We start from the raw sequence: 22,175 nt of genomic DNA on the forward strand, positions 1-22,175 counted from the left end.
CTGGTCACAAAGGCGTTGCTACTATCGCATAGATATAATGTCATAGAACAACCTGATGTGCTTAGCGTGTGTTGCAAGCAAACACTTTCTTTTAGAGCCTTTACTTGTTCAGTGGCGTGGAGGGTACGACTTCAGCGGAAAGCGTCTCCCGCAACGGAAATGGACAAGGTTTTCGTATCATCTGTAAAATAAAGGCTAATCAACACACCTGAGTTCAAAGGAAACTTTACTCTATGTAAAAGAAGCAGCACTTACAAAGTATGCTAGCAGGGTGGCAGTCAACCCCACTTTATGGTGAAAAGCAAAAAATAATATTATAGAAAATTTATAGGTGATGTGATGAAAAAAATGTTTGCACAGGAACGTCAAAAAATAATTTTGGATAAATTAGTTCAACAGAATAGTATTACGATTAAGGAATTGGCTACTTCTTTAAATGTGTCGGAAGCTACTTTACGCACTGATTTAACAAAGCTTGAACAACAAAATCTGTTACGCCGAACGCATGGTGGTGCTATTTTAGTCGATACAGATGAACATGAAACAAGCTTTTCTACGCGTCAGCTCAAAAATAAAACTGAAAAAAATGCGATTGCACGTGCAGCTTTGCAAACGATTTCAGATAATCAATCTATCATGCTTGATGCCAGTTCAACTGCTTTGGAACTAGCCCACTGTTTAAAGGACTTTAATCATCGTCTAACAGTTGTGACAAGTGGCTTAAAAGTGGCAATGGAATTAAGTGATTCTCCTAATATTACTGTTATTTTAATCGGTGGAATCGTGAAGCAAGGTTCAAATTCATTAGAGGGAACACTTGGCGCAGAGATTTTAGATAAGATTCATGTAGATCGCTTATTTACATCTGCCAATGGTTTTAGTAAAGATGCAGGATTTACGGATTTTAGTGTTTATGAAGTTGAACTGAAAAAGCGCATGGTTCAAGCAGCTAAAAAAGTGACAGCCTTGCTCGATCATACAAAAATAAACCGTAGTTCTATTGCAGCCTTTGCCTCCATTGCAGATATTGATACATTCATTACAGATGAACCAGTTTCTGAAGACTATTTCGACCTTTTCCAAACGTATAATGTTGAACTGATTGTGGCAAAAAAATAACAAAAGGTGGGATTCACTTGAAGTTCAAAGGTTTTGATACAAATTTCGGCATTGAAAATAAAGTGGCAGTAATTACAGGCGGTGCAAACGGGATTGGCTATGCTATCGCTCAGCTATTTATTGAAAAAGGGGCATCTGTTGCACTTTTTGATTTAAAAGAAGATGTAGCAGCTATTGCAAAGGAGTTGCACCAGGAGCGAGCAATTGGTGTTCTATGTAATGTAACAGATAATGCAAGTATGGATGATGCCATCAAACAAGCCCATACTCATTATGGAAAAATTGATATTTTGGTAAACTGTGCAGGCATTGCTCTACTCGATGATGCTGAAAATATTTCTGATGACTATTGGCAAAAAACCATGGATATTAATGTAACAGGTACATTTAAAATGGCACAGAAGGTTGGCAATATTTTCATCGAACAAGGCACTGGAGGCAAAATTATTAACTTAGCCTCTCAAGCAGCCATTATTGCACTGGATAATCATGTTGCCTATTGTGCAAGTAAAGCGGCTGTGCTTGGTATTACACGTTCTCTTGCATTGGAGTGGGCACAATTTGATATTAACGTCAATGCAATTTCACCAACCGTTATTTTAACAGAGCTTGGAAAAAAAGCTTGGGCTGGTGAAGTGGGCGAACAAGCTATGAAAGAAATTCCACTTGGACGCTTCGGCTATCCAGAGGAAGTTGCAGCCATTGCTCTTTTCCTTGCATGTGATGCTTCCAATTTAATCACAGGTGAAAATATTGTGATTGATGGTGGAAATACCATTAAATAAAATTGCATAAAAAATACCTCTATCGTTAATTTAAATGAGGCAGTGGGAAGCTCGAATATATCGAGCTTCCCACTGCCTTTTTACTTTATAATGAAGATGTTTTTGCTTGTCTTCTTAATATTATTTGTTTAATGCTTTCACTTTTGCTACTACGTTTTCAACAGTAAAGCCGTATTTTTCCATTACTAATTCACCTGGAGCAGATGCACCGAACTTATCAATTGCTAGAACATCGCCTTCAAAGCCAGTATATTTATGCCAGCCGAAAGATGCCCCCATTTCAATTGCAAGACGTTTTGTAACAGCTTTTGGTAGAACAGATTCTTTGTAAGCGGCGTCTTGTTTTTCGAAGCGATCCATAGATGGCATAGAAACAACTGCTACATCTATACCGTCTGCTTTTAATGCTTTTTGTGCTTCGACAGCAAGCGAAACCTCAGAGCCTGTTGCAATTAAAATAGCATCTGCCACTTCTTTTGTAGCTGGAGACACTGTGTAAGCACCCTTTGCTACGCCCTCACGTACTGTTTCAATAGAAGCGTCAAGAACAGGTAAGTTTTGACGAGATAATACAAGAACAGTTGGTGTTTTTTCTGCTGCTACTGCAAGCTCCCACGCAACTGCTGATTCATTTGCATCCGCAGGGCGAATAACAGATAGGTTTGGCATTGCACGTAATGATGCAAGGTGTTCGATTGGTTCATGTGTTGGACCATCTTCCCCTACTGCAATCGAATCATGTGTGAATACATATGTTACAGGAAGACCCATTAATGCAGATAGACGAATTGCAGGACGAACGTAATCAGAGAATACGAAGAATGTACCACCGAATACATTTAAACCACCGTGAAGAGCCATTCCGTTCATAGCAGCACCCATTGCAAATTCACGAACACCGAACCAGATGTTACGTCCAGCATAGTCGTCTGCTGAGAAATCTCCTGCACCCTTCATCGTTGTTTTATTGGAGCCAGCAAGGTCAGCTGAACCACCAAAGAATGAAGGTGTTTTCTTCGCAATAGCATTAATTGCATCGCCTGAAGAAGAACGAGTTGCTACAGATTTACCAGCTTCATATACAGGTAACTCAGAAGCAAAGTCTTCTGGTAATTCACCATTCATCGCTTTCTCGAATTGAGCTGCTAACGCTGGGAATTCTTCTTTGTATGCAGCAAATTTTGCATTCCAAGCTTCCTCTGGTTGTGCGCCTTGCACTTCAGCAGCCGCATTAAATGTATCGTAAACTTCTGCAGGAATTTGGAATGGTTCATGTGCCCACTCATAGGCAGCCTTCGTTAAGACAACTTCATCTGTACCAAGTGGTGCACCGTGAGAATCTGCTTTACCAGATTTATTTGGAGAACCAAAACCAATCACTGTTTTCACTTCAATTAATGTTGGCTTGCCAGTAGATTTTTTGGCTTCTTCAATGGCTGCATTAATAGCATCTACATCCGTACCATCTGCCACTTTTAAATAATTCCAACCATAAGATTCAAAGCGTTTTTGAACGTTTTCTGAAAATGACTTTTCTAAGTCACCATCTAAAGAAATATCATTAGAATCGTAAAGCACGATTAATTTTTCAAGTTTTAAGTGACCAGCTAATGAAATCGCCTCTGCTGCTACGCCTTCCATTAAGTCACCATCGCCACATAACGCAAATGTGTAGTGGTCAACGATATCATGACCTGGTTTATTGTAAGTAGCAGCTAAATGACGCTCAGCCATTGCCATACCAACAGTCATAGCGATTCCTTGTCCAAGAGGACCAGTTGTTGCCTCTACCCCTACTGTATGACCATATTCAGGATGTCCTGGTGTTAATGAATCCCATTGGCGGAAGTTTTGAATTTCTTCCATTGGTAAACCATAGCCTCCAAGGTGAAGTAAGCTGTATAAAAGCATTGAACCATGACCTGCTGATAGTACAAAACGATCACGGTTAAACCATTTTGGATTTGCTGGATTATGGCGTAATTGTTTTGTCCATAGCGTATAAGCCATTGGCGCTGCTCCCATTGGTAAACCTGGGTGACCAGAATTTGCTTTTTCAATAGCATCGATTGACAAAGTTCGGATAGCATTAATTGCTAAAAGATCCGCGTGTTGAGTCATTATATTGTGACATCCTTTCTCGTCCTATATATTGTTCTTTTACAGTTTAGTCAACATTGCTTTAGAAAACAATGCTTTTGTTATACTATTTGCGTTTTCATACATACTTTATTGAATTGTGTCACATTAATTTAGAAATTTATTTTTTTGCGCTTGTTTTACCTTCTCAGGAGTTACATCATTGCCTTCTGCATCGACCACTTTAACGTTTTCAATCGTATCTCGCATCGTTGCTCTAAACGTATCTAAATACTCCTTGCGAAGCGCTGTTCGCTCCTTTGCTTCTTCCTCTGTTAATTGTCCGCTTTTTGCTTTAGCAGATAATTCATTAATTCGGTTAATTTTTTCCTTTGATAACATCGTTACACACCTTTCAGTACCTAGCTTAATGACCTCAGTATGCAAAGTATAGCACGGTTTCCCTTAAAATGCAGTTATACCAACCCTTAAAAACACTTCTTAGCCATTATTTACATGACTTCCAGATGTTAGAGGTGTATAACTAATAATAAAAGGAAAAATTTGATAGCTAATAGGAGGAACTATCATGAAGATCACAACACCTAGACTACTTATTCGAACATTTGAAGCCCAAGATTGGCAGGCTGTTTATAGCTATATGTCCGACAAAACAGTCATGCACTATATGCCAGATGGTGTGTTAAATGAAGATCAGGTTCAAAATTTCATAACAGAGAATAGCAACGAGCATGCAAAACATTTCGCCATTGTTTTACGTGAACAACAGCGAGTCATTGGTCATCTTGTTTTCCACAAATACTTTGGCGACCATACGTATGAAATTGGATGGGTTATGAATCCTGCCTATCATAAACATGGCTATGCTTCTGAAGCTGCTCAGGCCCTATTAGACTATGGCTTTAATAAAATGAAACTTCATCGAATTATTGCCACATGCCAGCCAGAAAATATCGCTTCTTACCGAGTCATGGAAAAAATCGGAATGCGCCAAGAAGGATTTTTCAAAAAATGCATTCCTCATGGAGAGACTTGGTGGGATGAATACTATTACGCTATTTTAGAGGAAGAATGGAAAAATCTAAAGGTAAGAGGTGTATGAAATGAAGAAAACTGCGGTGTTATTATACCCACAATTTAGTGAATATGAATTGAGTGTTGCTTTGTCCATATTAATGCAAGGAGGGAAACCCATCGTCACACTAGGATCGAATACCGAACCTATCAGAGGAGAATCTGGTTTAAATTGCATAGCTGATTTACCCGTGAATGAAGTAGAGCTTGACGATATTGATAGTCTACTATTACCAGGCTGTATGGATATTTCAACATTACAACTTGAAGAGAGCTTACTAGATTTCATTCGTCATCTATCTGCAAAAGGAGGATTGCTTGCAAGTATTTCTAGCTCCCCTTACCTATTGGCAAAAGCAGGTGTCTTACAAAACAAAAAATATACAGTAGGGCTACCTTTAGATGGCATGAAGCAGCTAGGGTGCTTTGAGCTTCATAACTATTCAGATGAACTAGTGGTACAAGATGGCAATATCATTACAGCAAAAGGAAGAGGCTTTATTCCTTTCGGTATTTGTTTTGGTCATGCGTTAAAGCTAAAATTTGATGAAAATTGGTATTAAGTGATGATTTAAAACCCAAATGTCCAATTAATCGGGCATTTCATGTTGTTGAAAAAGATGATGTCATTAGTAGAATGAGAACTTTTAACAAGGCTGTAGGGTGATTTCCGTTCCGTCAGTGTGCTACAAGAAAGCAAGCAGCCTGCAACGGAAATCCATTTCTCCCCTTCAATTGACTGTTTTGTTTTTCACACCAAAAAATGTCCAATTAGTTGGACATTTTTTAATTCTTATCTTATGATATATATCTAATACTTTAGACAAAATGGAGGGATAATTCTGAAGAACATTATCAAAAATTTGAGAAAAAAATTAGGTATAACACAAGCTGCACTTGCAAAAGAATGTGGGGTTGTGAGGCAGACCATTAATAGTATTGAAAATGATAAATATGATCCGACCCTTGAATTAGCTTTTAAGATTACTAAGGTTCTCAATAGCCGTGTTGATGAGGTGTTTATCTATGACTAAATTTCACCCAGATTATATGATTACAATGAAGGATTTCGTGAAAGAACACTCGGCAATTTTAAGAAAACGGACTCAAGAAGTGGCGATACCTGTGACCAATGAGGACCGAAATACCCTCCTAGCCATGCTACAATATCTGAAAAATAGCCAAAATCCAACTCTAGCAAAAAAATATAAGCTTCGCCCTGGAAGTGGACTCTCTGCTAATCAAATTGGTGTAGATAAACGAATGTTTGCTGTACTCTTTGATGACCAAGAAATGATGCTGATTAACCCTAAAATAATGAGTCATTCCATCAATATGATTTATCTACCGGAGGGAGAAGGCTGTCTATCTGTAAATCGACCTGTTCCTGGTTTTGTGCCGAGATATGAGAGGATTAAAGTCAAAGCTTACGACATTGATGGACATGAAATCATTGTACAGTTACAGGGCTATGGGGCCATCGTTGTACAACATGAAATCGACCATTTAAATGGCATCATGTTTTATGACCGAATAAATAAAGAGCACCCTTTCCAACTGCCTAAAAATGTTATTATCGAGAGCTTTTCTTCCCCTCAGTAGTTTTTTACAAAAAAAATTAGCAGGAATATTATTTTCCTGCTAATCTTTCTTGGTGCTCTTGGAAACGACGATGGACAGTCGCCTTACTTACCTCAAAGCCTAACCCTCTAAGCGTTATAGAAATTTCTTCAAAGGTAAATCCACGTTTGCGTAGCTTTACAATTTCATCTACAGGTAGATCTTTACGCTCCTGCCCCTGCGGATTACCTCGGTTCGATAAATTATTTTCAGGACGATAGCCGTTTTCTACAGCACGTCGCATACCTCGTCGTATTTTAGCATTATGAATTCTACGCTGATATTCCTCTACAATCGCTAAAATTTCTAGCAGCATCGTGTCCATTTCATTTAATTGAACTGGGCCAGCATCACGCATAGAAAAAACATCCGTTGCTGATTTTTGTAATAAATGCAATACAGCCATTCTTGCATTGCCTCGTCCTAAACGAGTTTCATCTTGTACAAAAAGGGCATTAATGTTTTTATCTTTTATGAAATCAAGCATTTCTAGTAAGCCTGCACGTTCTACATCATAACCACTATGCTGATCTTTAAACACGCCCTTCACCGCATAGCCTTGCTCCTTAGCATAGCGCAGCAACTCTTCCTGTTGACGCTCTAATGAGGAGCTTTGTGTTTCTTTTTCAGTACTTACGCGACAATAGACAACAGCCGACAGTTGATTATTTATCATTGTTCATTTCTCGCAATTTCGATAGTATTGATGGGACTGGCTTGATCACTCACTACAGGAATTACTAGAGATTTTCCCGCTACAATTTTAATATCTGCTAGTTCATTTTCCGTTTTTACAAGCTTTATCCAATCATCAGTACTCATTTTACCACGATATTGCTCCGCTAACGACCACAAGCTATCCCCATGTTCGATTTGGATTTCTGCGTAACTAACTTTTCCTGGATCAGTAATGTAAAGGTATGCTGCAAATAGTAGGCAAGCTCCTAATAAAATTGAGATATGTGTGTTTTTCTTAAACCATGTCATAATCATTACCCCTTTTTAAGAATGTTTGTTCGGAATGTATGTTCTCATAATAAAGCGAACAAACGTTTTTGTCAAACACTTTTCGAACCTATGTTTGCATACATGTTCGCATTCTGTTATACTATCAAATAAGAAGATTGATTTTAGAAAAAAGAGGTGAGCACTCATGAAAAAAGTTTCGAAAAGACAAGAGGACATTTTAGCTTTCATTAAAGAAGAGGTACGAGCTAAGGGATATCCGCCATCAGTACGTGAAATTGGTGAAGCAGTTGGACTTGCTTCCAGTTCAACTGTTCATGGACATTTAGCTCGATTAGAACAAAAAGGCTTTATTCGTCGAGATCCAACAAAGCCACGCGCAATTGAAATTTTAGAGCCTGAAGAATCCATCCAAAAGCAACAGGTGATCCATGTCCCACTTGTCGGGAAGGTTACAGCTGGTTCTCCAATTACAGCAATTGAAAACATTGAAGAATACTTCCCATTACCCGATACGTACGGCACAAGTGAAGATCAATTGTTCATGCTAGAAATTATGGGAGAATCAATGATTGAAGCCGGAATTTTAGATGGAGATTTAGTCATTGTAAAACAAAAGGCAACAGCTAATAACGGGGATATTGTTGTAGCTATGACAGCTGAGGATGAAGCAACTGTAAAACGCTTCTTTAAAGAGAAAAATCATTTCCGTTTACAGCCTGAAAATTCTTCTATGGAACCTATTATTGTCGATCAAGTTTCTATTTTAGGACAAGTTGTAGGTCTTTACAGACGGGTACATTAACTATTAAAACAGGTTTTGAGGATTATGTTCCTTCTAAGAGCATGTATCCTCTTTTTTACGCAAAAAAAGAATCCACAGACGATTGGATTCTTTGTACAATGCCCTCTAAGCTTCCTTCTTAAATTTTATGCTAGCTTCAACAAAGGCTGAAAATAGCTTTTGAGCACTCTCATCTCCTGCTATGGCTAGTTCCTCAGGATGCCACTGAACAGCCAAGCAAAATGGCATTTCCTCATGAACTACAGCTTCGATAATACCGTCATTTGATTTTGCCGCTACTTTTAATTTTTCTGCTAATACATTCACCGCTTGATGATGAAATGAATTCACTGCTATCTTCTCTTGTTCAACGATAGTCGCTAATAAATTATCAGCAATAATCTGTACAGTGTGGGTAGCTACAGCTCTACCTGATTGCTGCATATGCTGGAGTAATTTAGTGCTAAAATGATCACTATCAATATCCTGATATAAGGTACCACCTAATGCAACATTTAGTATTTGAATCCCTCGACAAATCCCGAAAATAGGCATCTTTCGTTGGAATGCGGCTTCAATTATTGCTAACTCCACTGTATCTCGCGCGGGATGAATTTTTCCAAGCTTTAATGAAGGCTCAGCCCCGAACAGAAATGGGTGCACGTCATGACCCCCGGATAATAATAAACCATCTGTAAGGGCTAAAATCTGGGCTGCCTCTTCTTCTACTCCAATTGGAATAATCAGTGGAATTCCACCAGCATCAATAATACTTTTGCTGTAAGCAGCATTTAATCGAGAGGATAAATCATCCTCCACAAAGGCTGTAATACCAATAATCGGTTTCACTTGCTTCCCTCCACATTCTTGAAGATTGAACAATTACCAAAAGCCTAAATACCAATTGATTAATAGATCGCCATAGAAATAAACAATGACTGCGGCCAATGCAATAGATGGCCCAAATGGAATGGGTGTTTTTCTCCCTTGTTTGTTCTTCGATAACACGGTAATCCCGACAATCATACCAATCACTGCAGCTAAAAAAAGCGTTAATAGTGTATCAATCGTACCCAGAACGAGACCAATTAAAAAGAATAATTTAATATCGCCTCCACCCATGCCACCATTAGATAGCACAGCAATGATATATAATATGCCAAAACCGACGACAGCACCCACAAGAGAGTCCCACCAAGGTGTTAATGGTGACAGAACTCGTCCAATAGCTAGCAAAGGTAAAAAGAATATTAATACCTTATCAGGAATTAGCATATAGGCCAAGTCTGACACAACGATAATAACTAATAAGGAGATAAAAAAGAACGCTACTATCAATTCTATGCCCCAGCCTAGCTGCCAATAAGCAAAGGCAAATAATACACCTGTCATTAATTCTATGAATGGGTAAACCCAAGAAATTTTATTGCCACAACTCCGACATTTTCCTCCTAAAAATACATAGGACAAAACGGGTACTAAATCAAGCACCGTTAGTCGTCTCTGGCATGTCGGACAATGTGAAGGAGGATGTACAATCGATTCCTTCTGTGGTACACGTAAGCCAACTACATTATAAAAAGAGCCAAAGACAAGTCCAAATAAAAAAATAAAGATCGTATAAGCCATTTCCAATTTCATGTCCTCCTAAACCAATAGGCGCCCATACTAATGATGTATGGGGCGCCTATCAAAAAAGTTTATTGTTGTTCTTCGTAATAGAACGTCGTCACTTGCACTGTTGCCTTTAACGTAAGATCAGCATCTTTCTCTAGCTGTTCCTGCTCTCCAGGCAATTTAAATTCAATCTTATCGGTTTTCATGACACGCTCTAATTGTTCAATCTCCTGTAAAAAGCTTTCAAGAGAATTAAAATCAAGCGCACCCACCTCTAATATAAAAGTAATGAGCTTTAAATTTGCTGGTAAAGAGTCCTTCGAAAGAGAAGCAATCGGTGTAGTTGTCTCCTTGTTCTCCTGATTACCATTGACCTCTGCTTCAGCCTGCTCCAACATATTGAGGTCATTCGATATATCTGAAGGTGTTAAAGTGCCGTCCTCACCTTGAACAGTTAAAGACAGTATACGAGTTCCTGTCACCTCTTCAATCTCAGCTAAATCAAGAATAATCTTTTCAACGGCTCTTGTTGCAGGTAGCTTTTGTCTTAAGGCTAATATATTGATTGTAGGCTGTCCCTGCTCCTTGTCTAATTGAGCTAGTTGTTCTTTGACACTAGCTAATTCTTGCTGCACCTGCAACACATTACTCTCTTTTTCATTCACTTCATTCAATTTTGGTGAAAGCAAATAATAATACAGCGCAAATAAAATAGCAGCTATTAGCGCAAGTAACAAGATCATAGATGAATTTTTACTACTCGTTAATTTATTCATGAGCGTCGTCCTCCAGCTAAATACATAAAATCGATTGTCGCTGTAATGGACACTGAATAGCGCGGTACTTCTTTAAATTTTTGTTGGGGTGTTAACTCCCTTTGTTCACCTAGCTCTATATCAAAGTTTGAGACAGTGTTAATTTGAGCGTCTGTAAAATAGCTACTCATTAAAAGCCGCTCCACATATTTCGATATATCTGTCATCGTTTCAAAATCCACTTCAATATTCACCGTATTCTCTCCGAAAACGTAGCTACGTAAATAGGAATGGGTTGGTAATAAAGTTTTCGTTTCATCAATCAACGGTGTTACAGGATAAGAAACACCTTGAATAAATGTCACAGACTCTTCCAATGAACCCTGATCGACACTTTGTCGTGCATCTAGCTCTTGCTGCAATTGATCAAGCTGTGTAGTTAATGCCTGTTCCTCTGCAGTCAATCGTGACAATTCACTTTTGGATGTAAAAAATAAAAAAAGTAAATAAGCTACAATAAGTCCCACAATGACAATCACCAAGCTGTAAAAAAGCTTGGGGGAGGTTGTTCTTTTTTCAAGTTGTGGTAAGAGGTTTATATCTGGAACCATTAATGAACCTCCTTCAAAGCTAAGCCAAGCAACGTTGAAAATTCTCGTTTAAAGCGAGGAAATGATTTCTCAATCTTTTTCCCATCGACAACTCTTAGCGGTGGTTCTAAATTAGAAGCAAGTAAGTTTCCAATTGATTTCAATAGTGGGTTATCGCCAAGCATGATAATTTCATCCACTGCTTTTTCACCTTTATGTAAAGAAAACTTAAAGAAATTCATCATCCGATCAATCTCTAGAACCTGATCCATTACGACCATTTGATAATTCTCTGCTTCGCCATTATAGATAAATTGATAGTTAAACTCATTCTCTTTCTTTCCCTGCCATTGCGTCATATCTACTTCAATGGATTGATAGCGCAAAAACTCCACTTGGCCATTGGAAAAAATACTGATAGAGAGCTCATTAATCGACCATTCCGCAATCAAATACGTTTTATTAGGCACTAATAATGACATATGCTCTAATAAGCGTATATTGCAAAGCGCACGAATATCGGCAGCTTCCGGTTCTAATGAAACATCTAGCAGCATCCCTACCATTTTCGTTATCTCTTCAGAAGGCGCAGCAAATAAGATAGCCTTGCCATCCTCGGCATCAGCATCATAAACATCAATTAAAGGGTCTTGAAATGGTAAATGAATGGAATGTCCCAATTCCATTTCAGCATATCCTCGTAATTCCTGAGGCTTGACATCTTTAGGGTGCTCAAAGTTTTTTAATAGAACCGTCGTATCAGGGACAAACATACGGACAGCCTGTTTTTTCCCTGTCCATTTCATTACTTGCTCTTTAATCACCTCAAAAAGAGCTACCTCATCGACGATTGTTCCATTTTCAACGATTCCAGCTGCTAAAGGGTATTCATAGCCCTGCCACTGATTAGGCTCTGGTCCTTTCGCCACAATCGCACGCAGCACATAATCCTTCAGTTCAATCGAAACATGCGACTTTCTTTTTCTCTTAAACATGTGAAAAGACCTCCTTATCCTATTCAGTATAAATGATTTTTTCAATTAGTCATCCATTTCCCAGCCAGAAACGCAAATTTTCTTGCGCTTCTGAGTGGGTTGGGAGGACTGATTATTGCGTTGTAGTAACGCCCGCCTTTGTCAAGTTAGTATTTAAATTAGTTTCAGTTATAGCATTTCCATTAAGATTTGTTTTATATTCAGATAATTTTATATTTCCTAATCTTGAGTAGGTGATTGTCCATACTTTACTTGTTTCATTATATTCTACTTGATCACCAGACTTTAGCTCTATGCCATCCACAAAAGGTTTTAACTCAGTATTACTACATGTATTATCCACACAAGCACCATCTATATAAGCGATTTTTGCACCTGCTAGAATATTAGAAGCTTCCGCTAAAATTGCACGGTCCTTCGACTTATTAATAATATTACCAATTGCAGGTACAGCGATTGCTGCGATAATTGCTAGAATAACAATTACAGCTAATAGTTCAACTAATGTTAAACCTTTCTCATTTTTCAATAGTTTTTTATTTTTCCATTTTTTTAACATAATGAAATCCTCCTTAGTAGTTTTATATGAAGTGTGTGTACACGCGCTTCTGAACATTATGGCGAAGCTGCACAATCTCGCCCAATACATTTGCCACTCGTTCCTGTGCTGCCCTTTCGGATATCGTCCGCTATATGCTGTAAGGTGGCATTATCAAAATTAATATATTTGCCATTGCTGTAATAAATCGCATGTGCATTGAAATAGTAGGTGCCCTCGATAAATTGGACATTGGCATTCTGACCTTCTTTATCTGCCTCTAATATTTTGCCTGCACTGTCTAAATAACCATCAGATACTAATTTTCCCACTTCAACGATCTGCCATTGATCGGCGGTTGGATGCTCCATAAAATAGAACTGCCCCAGCATGAATGACATTGATGGCATCTGCCTTTAATGCCTTATAACGTGAATTATCAATGACATTACTTATAGCAGGAATTGCGATGGCAGCAACAATAGCTAGAATAGCAATGACTGCCAATAACTCGACTAATGTCAAGCCCTTTTCGTTCTTTCCCCTAATTTCCATGTCCAGTCTCTCCTTTAATACTTAAACATGAAGAAATCTACTTACCGCTTCCTTTTGTTAGCAAATCTAAGTAGATATTTTCCATTAAGCGGAACAAAAGGGCATCCATAAATATTGTAAACATTACATATTTTCATATAGTTGGAACATTGGTAAGAATATAGCCGCTACAATGACTCCTACAACTAGAGCCAGTACCACAATCATTAAAGGCTCAATTAGTGACTTCATGGTATCGACTGCACGGTTTACTTCCTCTTCATAAAAATCAGCAATCTTTTCAAGCATGTAATCCAAGGACCCTGTTTTCTCGCCAATTGAGGTCATTTGTGTTACAAGCGGTGGAAATAGCCAGCTTTTTTCAAGTGGCTCTGATAATGTGCCACCCTTTTCTAAATTATCGCGAGCTTCCAGTACTACTTTACCCATTACCGGATTACCACCAACCTTTTCGACAATTGTTAGGGCTTGTAAGATTGGTACGGAGCTGCTAAAGAGTGTTGACAAGGTTCTTGTCATTCTCGCGATAATATCCTTTTGTAACAGCTGTCCAAAGATAGGCATGCGAAGTAGAAATACATTGACGGCATAATGAAACTCTTTATTATTTTTATAGAAATAGTGTAGGCCCACTACTAATACCAATAGCCCTAAAATCACAAGGTACCAAAACTGTATGAGCCAATCACTAATACCCACTACAATGACCGTTATTAACGGCATTTCCAAATTCATTTCCTTAAATGCATCCATAAAGGTTGGCACAATGAATACCATTAAAAACATACCAACCACTAGAGTTAAAAGCGACAAAATCGCTGGATAGGTCATAGCAGATTGAATTTTTTTCTTAATGTTATATTGCTTCTCTAGTGTGCTTGCAAGACGATCTAATGTATCGTCAACGTTTCCTGTAGCCTCACCAGCACGCATCATATTGACAAATAGCAATGGGAACACTTTTGGGTGTTTACCTGCTGCATCTGAAAATGCCATCCCATTTCGAATATCCTCTTCAACCTGCATCAATGCTCGCTTCAGTGGTTTACTCCGTGTTTGCTCACCCAAAATATGGGTTGCTTCAACGACAGGAACGCCAGCACGAATTAATGTCGCATATTGCCGACAATAAATAACGAATTCCTGGTGCTTCACTTTTGTACCAAAAGCAATATCTTTATGTAAAATGCTATTTGATTCTTGAAGTTCTCTTGCATTAATTCCTTGTGCTCGAAGCTTTTCCATGGCCACCTTTTTATTCGGTGCCTCGATAATACCCTTTTTAGGTGCTCCTGTTTTGGTACGACCACTATAACGAAATATCGTCAACTATAATCACCAGCGTTCATATATGGTCTTGCATCCTCTAGTGAAATCTTACCTGTCGTAATTAGGTGCTGCATCGAATATTCCAATGTGTGCATACCCAAAGCTTTACTTGTCTGCATCACACTTGGAATTTGATGAATTTTTTCGTTACGAATTAAATTTGAAATTGCAGGTGCCTGTACTAAAATTTCTGTCGCAGCAATACGCCCTTTTACATCCTTACGTACAAATAAACGCTGAGAAACAATACCTTGTAGTACATTCGCAAGCTGCACACGAATTTGACTCTGCTGATGCGGTGGAAATACATCGATAATACGGTCGATGGTCGTTGGTGCACTACTTGTATGAAGTGTAGCCATGACTAAATGCCCTGTTTCAGCAGCTGTAATAGCCGTTGAAATGGTTTCATAATCTCGCATCTCCCCAACCAAAATAATATCTGGGTCCTGTCGTAATGATGCTCGTAAGCCATTGGCAAAGCTCATTGTATCGACACCAATCTCACGTTGGTTGATGACAGACTTCTTATGTGTATGCAAATATTCAATTGGATCCTCTAACGTAATAATATGCTTAGATCTTGTTTCATTGATATGATCTATCATTGCTGCTAAGGTAGTTGATTTCCCTGAGCCTGTTGGGCCTGTCACTAATATTAAGCCTTGTGGTTTTTCTGCAAGCTTATATAACACCTGTGGCATATTGAGCGCTTCAATAGAAGGAATTTTAGCCTCAATTAAACGAGCTGCAATCGTTACTTCATTTCGTTGATGGTAAGCATTGACACGGAATCGACATTTCCCAGGCAATGAAAAGTTAAAGTCCGTTTCTCCCTTGTCCTCAAATTCCTGTTGTTTATGGACAGGAAGAATGACCTTTACCATTTCCTTTAAATCCTCTGTTTCAAGTGGGACTGTGCCATAATGCTCCAGTTGCCCATGGATACGATATACCGGTGGAATACCTTTTGTTAAATGAAGATCAGATGCTTTCTCTTCAAATGCACGTGTTAATAATTCGACGATTGAATATGCTGTCATTTTTTCACCCCTAGTCTGCACTTGCAACACGTAATATTTCTGATGTGGTTGTTTGGCCTGCTACAACCTTTTGTAATCCATCCACTAATAGGGTATGGTAACCCTTTTCTTTCATATAATCACGGAGGACGCGATCACCAACACGATTTAAAATCATATCCTTTATTTGGCGATCAACAGGGAGGATTTCATGAATCGCCATACGTCCTCTGTAGCCTGTATGATTGCAGGCAGGACACCCACGCCCTTTTTTACCATGTGTTACGCCTTCAACCCCATTGTCCTCAAGTATTTCAAGCTCACGAGTAGTAAATATATATGGTTCAGCACAATCACGACAAACTTTACGTACAAGGCGTTGCGCCATGATTCCTACAAGGGAGGAGGATAATAGAAATGGCTCGATTCCCATGTCATGTAGTCTTGAAATAGATTCGATGGCACTATTAGTATGTAGTGTACTTAATACTAAATGGCCTGTTAGTGAAGCACGTATAGCAATTTGAGCTGTTTCAAGATCACGAATTTCCCCTACCATCACAATGTCAGGATCCTGTCGTAAAATCGATCGTAACCCTACCGCGAATGTTAAACCAACTTCTTCTTTTACTTGGATCTGGTTGATACCATCTAACTGATATTCCACAGGGTCCTCAACCGTAATAATATTGACGCCTTCTTCATTTAAATGAGAAAGTGCTGCATATAACGTAGAGGACTTACCTGAGCCTGTTGGACCAGTAATCAGCATCATACCGTTTGGATGGGCTATCATTTTCCTGAAAAGTGCTTCATTACTTGCACTAAAGCCTAATTTATCAATATCATTGGCTGAATTGGTTAAATCTAAAATACGCATTACTACCTTTTCACCATAGACTGTTGGTAGGGTAGCTAAACGGATATCGACAGGTCTAAAATTAACATTGGTTTTAATACGTCCGTCTTGTGGAATACGATTTTCTGTAATATTTAAATTACCCATAATTTTAATACGAGCCAATACGACATTTTGCATGTGCTTTGGCAAGGATCGCTCAGTACGTAGCACACCATCAACTCGATAACGGACACGTAGTTCTGTTTCTTGTGGATCAAAATGGATATCACTTGCGCGCTGTGCGACACCATTGGCTATGATTTGATTCACTAAACGAACAATAGGTGAATCCTCATTCTCGATTTCCTCTTGTGTTTCCGTACTAGTCGCAGCCAAATCCAACATTGCCGCATCCATTGATTCCTGTAAATCATAGTACTTTGTTATCGTCCGATATAAATCATCTTTTGCTGCAATACTTGTCTCGATTTGACAGCCTGTCGTCATACGAACTTCCTCAATGGCGAAATAATCCATGGGATCTTCCATTGCAATAAACAATTTATTTTTTTCTTTACGAATCGGCATAATATTTGTCCGCTTCGCCAGCTCCGCGGGAATAAGCTGTAATAATTCGGGACTAATTGAAAACTGGTTCAGGCTGATATGAGGGATACCAAGCTGGAATTCTAAAACCTCAATAAGCTGCTGCTCTGTTAGGAAATTTTCTTTAATAAGGAAATCTCCAAGCTTCTCATTTTTCATCTTAGTAGTTAATGCGTACTCGAGCTGGTCAGCAGTGATAACACCTGATTCCACCAGTAAATCCCCTAAACGTTTACGCCCTGGCTTCATTGCCATAAACATACCTCCAATCGTTATGGACTTGTTTGTACAAAGTTACCACCCTTGTCATAGTAGCCATAGACAATTTCTGGTCCATCTTCTTGCTTTGTTTCCTCTGGTGTTGAAGGTTTCACGTCAGGCAAGCCATTGCCATCTAAATCCACTTCTAAATCAGGATCAGATGCACCTGCGCCTACATTTTGAGTAGGTGTTGTGATCGTAACGGGCGCCTGCGAAGAACGCGTAACAATTCGATTTTGAGGTGCATAATAATCCCTACTGATGAATTGTTCTTCTGTTGCTCCGTTCTCTACAATAGAACGATAAACCTCGACTCTTGAACCCTCTTTACCCTCTTGCTCTACTCGTTCTTGTCCAGCCTTTAAATCCTCCGAATAGCGATAAATAATGCGTGGTTTCACAATTTTATCCTTGCTAACACGTACTGTTATGTTCTTGTTTTTCGCGGCTGCAAAAACTTCTATCTTTAATTGATTACCCTCTATAGATGCTTTCAGTTTACCGAGCTGTTCAGACCGATTAATAAATTGTAAGTCCTTTGCTAATGCTGCATTGATATCTGCCTCAATCCCCTGCTGTAAATAGCTTGGATTTACTTCCTGCGAATGTCTTTCAAGAATTTCGTAATCCGTTTGAAGAATTACACTATATAGCATTGATGCCACAAAATCTAAACCTGCATCATTGACAACCCCAGCCTGTTCACCTAAAAGTGTAAGCAACGAGATGGATTGATTTGGAACTAGATTTACATCATTTAATAACGGAATGATTTTCGCTACTCCTTGACTATTAGCTGGTAGCTCGGCAATTTGAAAGGCAATCCTTTCCTCAGCTTGCATGAAATCTTCATTAATAACGGCTTCAACCTTATGCTCCTTCAAATAGCTGGCTTGTAAGATTAATTTCTGTAGTGTTTTATCTGTATCCCAAACACCTGCTTCATCTATTTGCTGTGTAATCGCTTCATTAACGGTAATAGGAATGGGAATATGAACAATTTTCTCTTTTCGCCAAAATGCATACCATGGCTTTTTTGTTAGCATTTCAAACTGAGAAATCGCTGTGGCTATATCAAAATTAAATTGTTTCGGGTCAATGGTTTTTGAAATTCCATCACTAACAATTTCTACTTCCGAGCCTTGCCATTCTGAAATTGCATTTTGTAGCGTAGTTGCTAAATCTGCTGTTTTCACATCATTGATCTCCATCCCTCCAATGGTTGAAGATTTGGGATCTTCTTTAGCGAAGACTATGTCTTTTAGCACAAATGACGGAACAAAAAATCCCACAATTAGAACAATTACCAAAAACAAGCTAATTATTTTTATGTATGTTTTCATCCACATCATCCTTTATTTAACTTAGTGGTTTTTCTATTTATATACAAATGATACTACAATTATGGTATTCTGACACTACCAAAATGCAACTTTGTTCTGATTTTGATTAGATAATTCATATGAAAATTCAAAAATAATTCAATGATTAGTCACAAAGAACCATATATAACCTTAAATTTCTTTCGATACATTTTTAGAATTTGTTATAATAGCCTTAATCAACTATTATAATTCATTATCTTCTTGAACTTACTTACATATTAGGAAATTTTTATTTTATAATAAACTGAAGTTAACTATATCTTTAGCATTAAAAACAATTATGATATTTAGGAGGTTTTACACACCTTGTATGCAATCTATGTTTATGAATACCAAATCATGAAAGATTTATTAGTCTTCAAACGGCTGATAAATCATTGCTCTGAGAAGTCCTCATTATAAATGAATGGGCAAAGATACAAAAATCGGATTTTCAAAACAGATCAAACTATTGATATATCAATAGTTGTATAGGGAGGGAATTGATTTGATAAAACACTTTAAAAACAATCAAGGCATGACGTTGATCGAAGTTGTTGCCGCCCTTTTAATAATAGGCATTGTGTTAATTTCATTTTTTGGCTTGCTCGTTCAGTCAAATAAAACAACGCACAAGTCAAATGATATTATGGATGCTACTTATGCGGCACAAAAAAAAATGGAGGAGATTTATAATTCGTCTGGAGGGGCTGATTCTTATGATGATTTAGCAAGGGGCTATACATTGGATGAAGAGAACCCTGGAACGTCCTTGTCTTCTCTACCGACTAACCAAGTGTATAAATATCTACCACATGAAGAAGATCGTTTTACTTACAATTTAACATTAGAAACATTTCCTGAAAATGACACTTATAAAAATGCGGTTTATGTGCACCTAGAAGTTATTGAAAACAGTACAAACAGCAAATCCACTATGGAAAATGTGTATATACTAGGGGGTGCAAAAGATGAAATGGCTCCGAAATAGCAAAGGCCTTACATTATTCGAAGTGCTTACAGTCGTTGTTATTCTTGCCATCGTATCCATGCTGAGTATTAGTATTGTAACAACTGCTACAAAGCAACAACTCGAGCAAAGTACACATAATCGTGATATTAAGGATATATCCTTTGCTTTAAAAGTAATTACGAAGGATTTTCGGAAGAGCGATGTCCTTAAAACAACAGACCCTCCGACAGAACTACACACATTACTGTTAGGTGAAGAAATTGTATCAACTTATAGATTAGAAAATAACCAAATTATTCGAAATTCAAATGGTAATGAAGAAGTCATAGCATCTGGAATCTCCATATTTACGATCCGCGGAGGCACTATTGTAATTATAAGCGAAGATGGTCAAACAGTTACAACAGATATTACTCAAAGGAAAGGAGAGGAAATTAATGAGTAAACAAATTAAAAATCAACGAGGTTCAGCGCTTGCGCTTGCGTTATTTTTAGTTGTGATTATCTCAATCCTTGGTATTTCTTTACTCAGTGTCTCTTCTAACAGTCTAAAACAAGTAGATTACGAGAGAAAAGATCAGGCTGTCTTTTATATTGCTGAGGCTGGGGTTAATTTAGCTAAAGAGGAAGTAAAATTTAAATTAAGAAAAATTGAAGATGACGCAATTCAAGAAATGACGAACTGGATTACTGATCAAAATATTTATCGTAAAGCTAATAAATTACCAAAGCTAACAAAGCAAGTGGCAATGCAGCATTATGTAGATGTTGTTCTAAAAAAGGAATTTGATAAAGCAATTGATGAGGGTTATTTTTCTGACACATCATTTACTATCTCTCCAGGCAAAATAGCCTCTATTAAGCTACAACCGACAAGTGCAGATTTTAAAGTCAAAATCATTTCATCTGGGATAATTGATTCCACTAGGAAGCGTGTAGTTGATCAAGAAATCAAACTTAGACCATCCCTATATATTAATTTAGGTGACGGTGTGGAGGAGGAAGATGGCGACGGAAGTGGTACTCCACCTACTGTACCTGGTGGTTGGGAAAATCATACGGTTCTGACATCTGGAGATATTGTATTTAATAGTAGTGGTGAAATTCATGGAGATACATCTTTAAGGTATGGGAATGTTATTTTTAATAACTATTCAGGTAAAATCCTTACTGAAAACGGTTCAACTGGTGGAAATATAAATATGGATAGTACAAAACAGTCGATTACCCCTAAAAATCAACAACAAAAGAAAGAATGGCATTACCCTAAAACAATATTACCACCCCTTGCCATTGACCCAAAAAGCTTTTTACCGAATGATTTTTGGAAAAGTACAACGGATAAATTAAACCAGTTATCAATACTTCCATTATTACCAAAGTATACATTACCTAATAAAGTAGATCTAGTTTCTAATGGTCTATTATCAACTGAAAATCCTAATGGCGATTTGAAAAATAATGCAACATTCAATTTAACATCAGATACACATCTATCTAAAATTAGAATTACTTCCAATCGAACAATTACTATTAACGTAGACAGTGAAGTAAATTTATTAGTAGATGATTTTGATATGAATTACGGAACAATAAATGTCACAGGTGCTGGAAAATTAAATTTATATGTTAAAAAATTCACTGCACTTAACTCTGATAGTAATAAAGGTTTCAATCAAAATACTAGTGACCCTTCAAAAGTAAACTTCTATTACGTAGGCTCATCACAATTCATCTTAAATGGTTCTACACCATTTTATGCAACGTTATTTAACCAAAGTGCTAATATGTCATTGGGTGGGGACTCTAAAGTATATGGTAATATTATTTCTGGAGGAAGTAAAATTACTGTTTCTGGTAGTACACCTACTACAGGTCAATATGTTATTGCACCTAATGCAGAGTTAATTATAGATGGTAGCGCTTCTATTAGAGGTTCAGTTGTAGCTGACTCTATAAATTTCACTGGGAATGGTAGAATTTACAAAGGTTCTAATTTACCTCCCCTTCCTCCAGGTGTAGTGCCATCGGATGATTTCGAAGAATTACCTAATCCTGATGGAGGACGATTACCTCTTAAAGAAGGCTCTATTATAGAAAATTAATAATACAAAGAAATAAACAATGCGAGACCTAATGATTTTCTAAACAAATAAAACAGCCAATGAGAAATTCAACTCTCATTTGGCTGTTTTATCATCTTTCCATTTCACATCGTTACAATAAAAGGTATACGCTTTGGTATTTTGTATTTAATGACTACCTTTTACTGACATCCATA

At 37.8% G+C, this 22,175-nt stretch carries 26 protein-coding genes; 10 read left to right on the forward strand and 16 right to left on the reverse strand.

Features of this window, described 5'->3' with window-relative positions; genetic code table 11:
* The first annotated feature begins 339 nt into the window (after positions 1-339).
* The gene (locus V1L66_RS16765) at positions 340-1,119 is read left to right on the forward strand and encodes a DeoR/GlpR family DNA-binding transcription regulator (RefSeq protein WP_259419262.1); all 780 of its coding nucleotides are present in this window, start codon (positions 340-342) and stop codon (positions 1,117-1,119) included.
* Positions 1,120-1,136: 17 nt separating this feature from the next.
* Entirely contained in the window at positions 1,137-1,904 is a 768-nt protein-coding gene (locus V1L66_RS16770; protein WP_259419263.1) for a GolD/DthD family dehydrogenase, read from the forward strand.
* 120 nt (positions 1,905-2,024) lie between these two features.
* On the opposite strand, the gene tkt is transcribed toward V1L66_RS16770, so the two are convergent.
* Positions 2,025-4,025 carry a transketolase gene (gene tkt, locus V1L66_RS16775; RefSeq protein WP_312124627.1) on the reverse strand — a complete coding sequence of 667 codons (2,001 nt, stop codon included), beginning with the start codon at positions 4,023-4,025 and terminating at the stop codon, positions 2,025-2,027.
* Between the two features lie 126 nt (positions 4,026-4,151).
* A complete protein-coding gene (locus V1L66_RS16780) occupies positions 4,152-4,385 on the reverse strand; it encodes a DUF896 domain-containing protein (protein ID WP_004232132.1) in 234 nt (77 codons plus the stop codon).
* A 187-nt stretch (positions 4,386-4,572) separates the two neighbouring features.
* Between V1L66_RS16780 and V1L66_RS16785 the strand changes: the two genes are divergently transcribed.
* The 4 genes from V1L66_RS16785 (at position 4,573) to def (ending at position 6,680) form a co-directional block, all read left to right on the forward strand.
* A complete protein-coding gene (locus tag V1L66_RS16785) occupies positions 4,573-5,106 on the forward strand; it encodes a GNAT family protein (protein ID WP_312124626.1) in 534 nt (177 codons plus the stop codon).
* A gap of 1 nt (position 5,107) precedes the next feature.
* The gene (locus tag V1L66_RS16790) at positions 5,108-5,641 is read left to right on the forward strand and encodes a DJ-1/PfpI family protein (RefSeq protein ID WP_016992950.1); all 534 of its coding nucleotides are present in this window, start codon (positions 5,108-5,110) and stop codon (positions 5,639-5,641) included.
* Positions 5,642-5,920: 279 nt separating this feature from the next.
* Complete coding sequence (locus V1L66_RS16795) at positions 5,921-6,112, forward strand: helix-turn-helix transcriptional regulator (protein WP_333006188.1); 192 nt, start codon at positions 5,921-5,923, stop codon at positions 6,110-6,112.
* Positions 6,105-6,680, forward strand: a complete 576-nt coding sequence (def, locus tag V1L66_RS16800; RefSeq protein ID WP_333006148.1) for a peptide deformylase — start codon at positions 6,105-6,107, stop codon at positions 6,678-6,680. The genes V1L66_RS16795 and def overlap by 8 nt, the downstream gene beginning before the upstream one ends.
* Before the next feature lie 28 nt (positions 6,681-6,708).
* On the opposite strand, the gene V1L66_RS16805 is transcribed toward def, so the two are convergent.
* Both V1L66_RS16805 and V1L66_RS16810 read right to left on the reverse strand, forming a co-directional pair.
* A complete protein-coding gene (locus V1L66_RS16805; RefSeq protein WP_016992002.1) occupies positions 6,709-7,374 on the reverse strand; it encodes a recombinase family protein in 666 nt (221 codons plus the stop codon).
* Positions 7,371-7,685 (reverse strand): LysM peptidoglycan-binding domain-containing protein, encoded by a 315-nt coding sequence (locus tag V1L66_RS16810; RefSeq protein WP_016992001.1) that lies wholly within the window; start codon positions 7,683-7,685, stop codon positions 7,371-7,373. Before V1L66_RS16810 ends, V1L66_RS16805 begins: the two co-directional genes overlap by 4 nt.
* A 166-nt stretch (positions 7,686-7,851) precedes the next feature.
* Between V1L66_RS16810 and lexA the strand changes: the two genes are divergently transcribed.
* A complete protein-coding gene (gene lexA / locus V1L66_RS16815) occupies positions 7,852-8,469 on the forward strand; it encodes a transcriptional repressor LexA (protein WP_004232118.1) in 618 nt (205 codons plus the stop codon).
* 105 nt (positions 8,470-8,574) lie between these two features.
* Here lexA and V1L66_RS16820 read toward each other — a convergent pair whose 3' ends face one another.
* From V1L66_RS16820 to V1L66_RS16875, 12 genes are all read right to left on the reverse strand, one after another.
* Positions 8,575-9,297: a gamma-glutamyl-gamma-aminobutyrate hydrolase family protein gene (locus V1L66_RS16820; RefSeq protein WP_333006150.1), complete on the reverse strand. Its 723-nt coding sequence runs from the start codon at positions 9,295-9,297 to the stop codon at positions 8,575-8,577.
* Positions 9,298-9,330: 33 nt separating this feature from the next.
* Positions 9,331-10,083, reverse strand: coding sequence for a prepilin peptidase (locus V1L66_RS16825; protein WP_333006151.1), 753 nt, complete (start codon positions 10,081-10,083; stop codon positions 9,331-9,333).
* A gap of 65 nt (positions 10,084-10,148) precedes the next feature.
* Positions 10,149-10,841: a hypothetical protein gene (locus tag V1L66_RS16830; protein ID WP_333006152.1), complete on the reverse strand. Its 693-nt coding sequence runs from the start codon at positions 10,839-10,841 to the stop codon at positions 10,149-10,151.
* Positions 10,838-11,431 carry a PilN domain-containing protein gene (locus V1L66_RS16835; RefSeq protein ID WP_258859482.1) on the reverse strand — a complete coding sequence of 198 codons (594 nt, stop codon included), beginning with the start codon at positions 11,429-11,431 and terminating at the stop codon, positions 10,838-10,840. The genes V1L66_RS16830 and V1L66_RS16835 overlap by 4 nt, the downstream gene beginning before the upstream one ends.
* Positions 11,431-12,405, reverse strand: coding sequence for a type IV pilus biogenesis protein PilM (pilM, locus tag V1L66_RS16840; protein ID WP_016991996.1), 975 nt, complete (start codon positions 12,403-12,405; stop codon positions 11,431-11,433). Before pilM ends, V1L66_RS16835 begins: the two co-directional genes overlap by 1 nt.
* Before the next feature lie 112 nt (positions 12,406-12,517).
* Positions 12,518-12,964 (reverse strand): prepilin-type N-terminal cleavage/methylation domain-containing protein, encoded by a 447-nt coding sequence (locus tag V1L66_RS16845; protein WP_333006153.1) that lies wholly within the window; start codon positions 12,962-12,964, stop codon positions 12,518-12,520.
* 56 nt (positions 12,965-13,020) lie between these two features.
* On the reverse strand, positions 13,021-13,314 hold the full coding sequence (locus V1L66_RS16850; RefSeq protein WP_238542680.1) for a hypothetical protein: 294 nt from the start codon (positions 13,312-13,314) through the stop codon (positions 13,021-13,023).
* Entirely contained in the window at positions 13,277-13,498 is a 222-nt protein-coding gene (locus V1L66_RS16855; RefSeq protein WP_333006154.1) for a prepilin-type N-terminal cleavage/methylation domain-containing protein, read from the reverse strand. The genes V1L66_RS16850 and V1L66_RS16855 overlap by 38 nt, the downstream gene beginning before the upstream one ends.
* A gap of 123 nt (positions 13,499-13,621) precedes the next feature.
* Complete coding sequence (locus V1L66_RS16860) at positions 13,622-14,827, reverse strand: type II secretion system F family protein (RefSeq protein WP_036080216.1); 1,206 nt, start codon at positions 14,825-14,827, stop codon at positions 13,622-13,624.
* The gene (locus tag V1L66_RS16865) at positions 14,824-15,870 is read right to left on the reverse strand and encodes a type IV pilus twitching motility protein PilT (protein ID WP_016991992.1); all 1,047 of its coding nucleotides are present in this window, start codon (positions 15,868-15,870) and stop codon (positions 14,824-14,826) included. Before V1L66_RS16865 ends, V1L66_RS16860 begins: the two co-directional genes overlap by 4 nt.
* A 10-nt stretch (positions 15,871-15,880) precedes the next feature.
* Positions 15,881-17,551, reverse strand: a complete 1,671-nt coding sequence (locus V1L66_RS16870; protein ID WP_374116310.1) for a GspE/PulE family protein — start codon at positions 17,549-17,551, stop codon at positions 15,881-15,883.
* 17 nt (positions 17,552-17,568) lie between these two features.
* A complete protein-coding gene (locus tag V1L66_RS16875; RefSeq protein WP_333006155.1) occupies positions 17,569-18,900 on the reverse strand; it encodes a G5 domain-containing protein in 1,332 nt (443 codons plus the stop codon).
* A gap of 529 nt (positions 18,901-19,429) precedes the next feature.
* On the opposite strand from V1L66_RS16875, the gene V1L66_RS16880 reads away from it, so the two are divergent.
* Genes V1L66_RS16880 through V1L66_RS16890 form a run of 3 tightly spaced genes read left to right on the forward strand, consistent with a single transcriptional unit; the run spans position 19,430 to position 21,999 of the window.
* Positions 19,430-19,912, forward strand: a complete 483-nt coding sequence (locus V1L66_RS16880; RefSeq protein WP_333006156.1) for a type II secretion system protein — start codon at positions 19,430-19,432, stop codon at positions 19,910-19,912.
* Positions 19,893-20,339 carry a prepilin-type N-terminal cleavage/methylation domain-containing protein gene (locus V1L66_RS16885; protein ID WP_333006157.1) on the forward strand — a complete coding sequence of 149 codons (447 nt, stop codon included), beginning with the start codon at positions 19,893-19,895 and terminating at the stop codon, positions 20,337-20,339. Before V1L66_RS16880 ends, V1L66_RS16885 begins: the two co-directional genes overlap by 20 nt.
* The gene (locus tag V1L66_RS16890) at positions 20,332-21,999 is read left to right on the forward strand and encodes a pilus assembly PilX N-terminal domain-containing protein (protein ID WP_333006158.1); all 1,668 of its coding nucleotides are present in this window, start codon (positions 20,332-20,334) and stop codon (positions 21,997-21,999) included. The genes V1L66_RS16885 and V1L66_RS16890 overlap by 8 nt, the downstream gene beginning before the upstream one ends.
* Positions 22,000-22,175: the final 176 nt, after the last annotated feature.

It is taken from the genome of Lysinibacillus sp. IITD104 (genome assembly GCF_036698265.2).
GTDB classification, from domain to species: Bacteria; Bacillota; Bacilli; order Bacillales_A; family Planococcaceae; genus Lysinibacillus; species Lysinibacillus boronitolerans.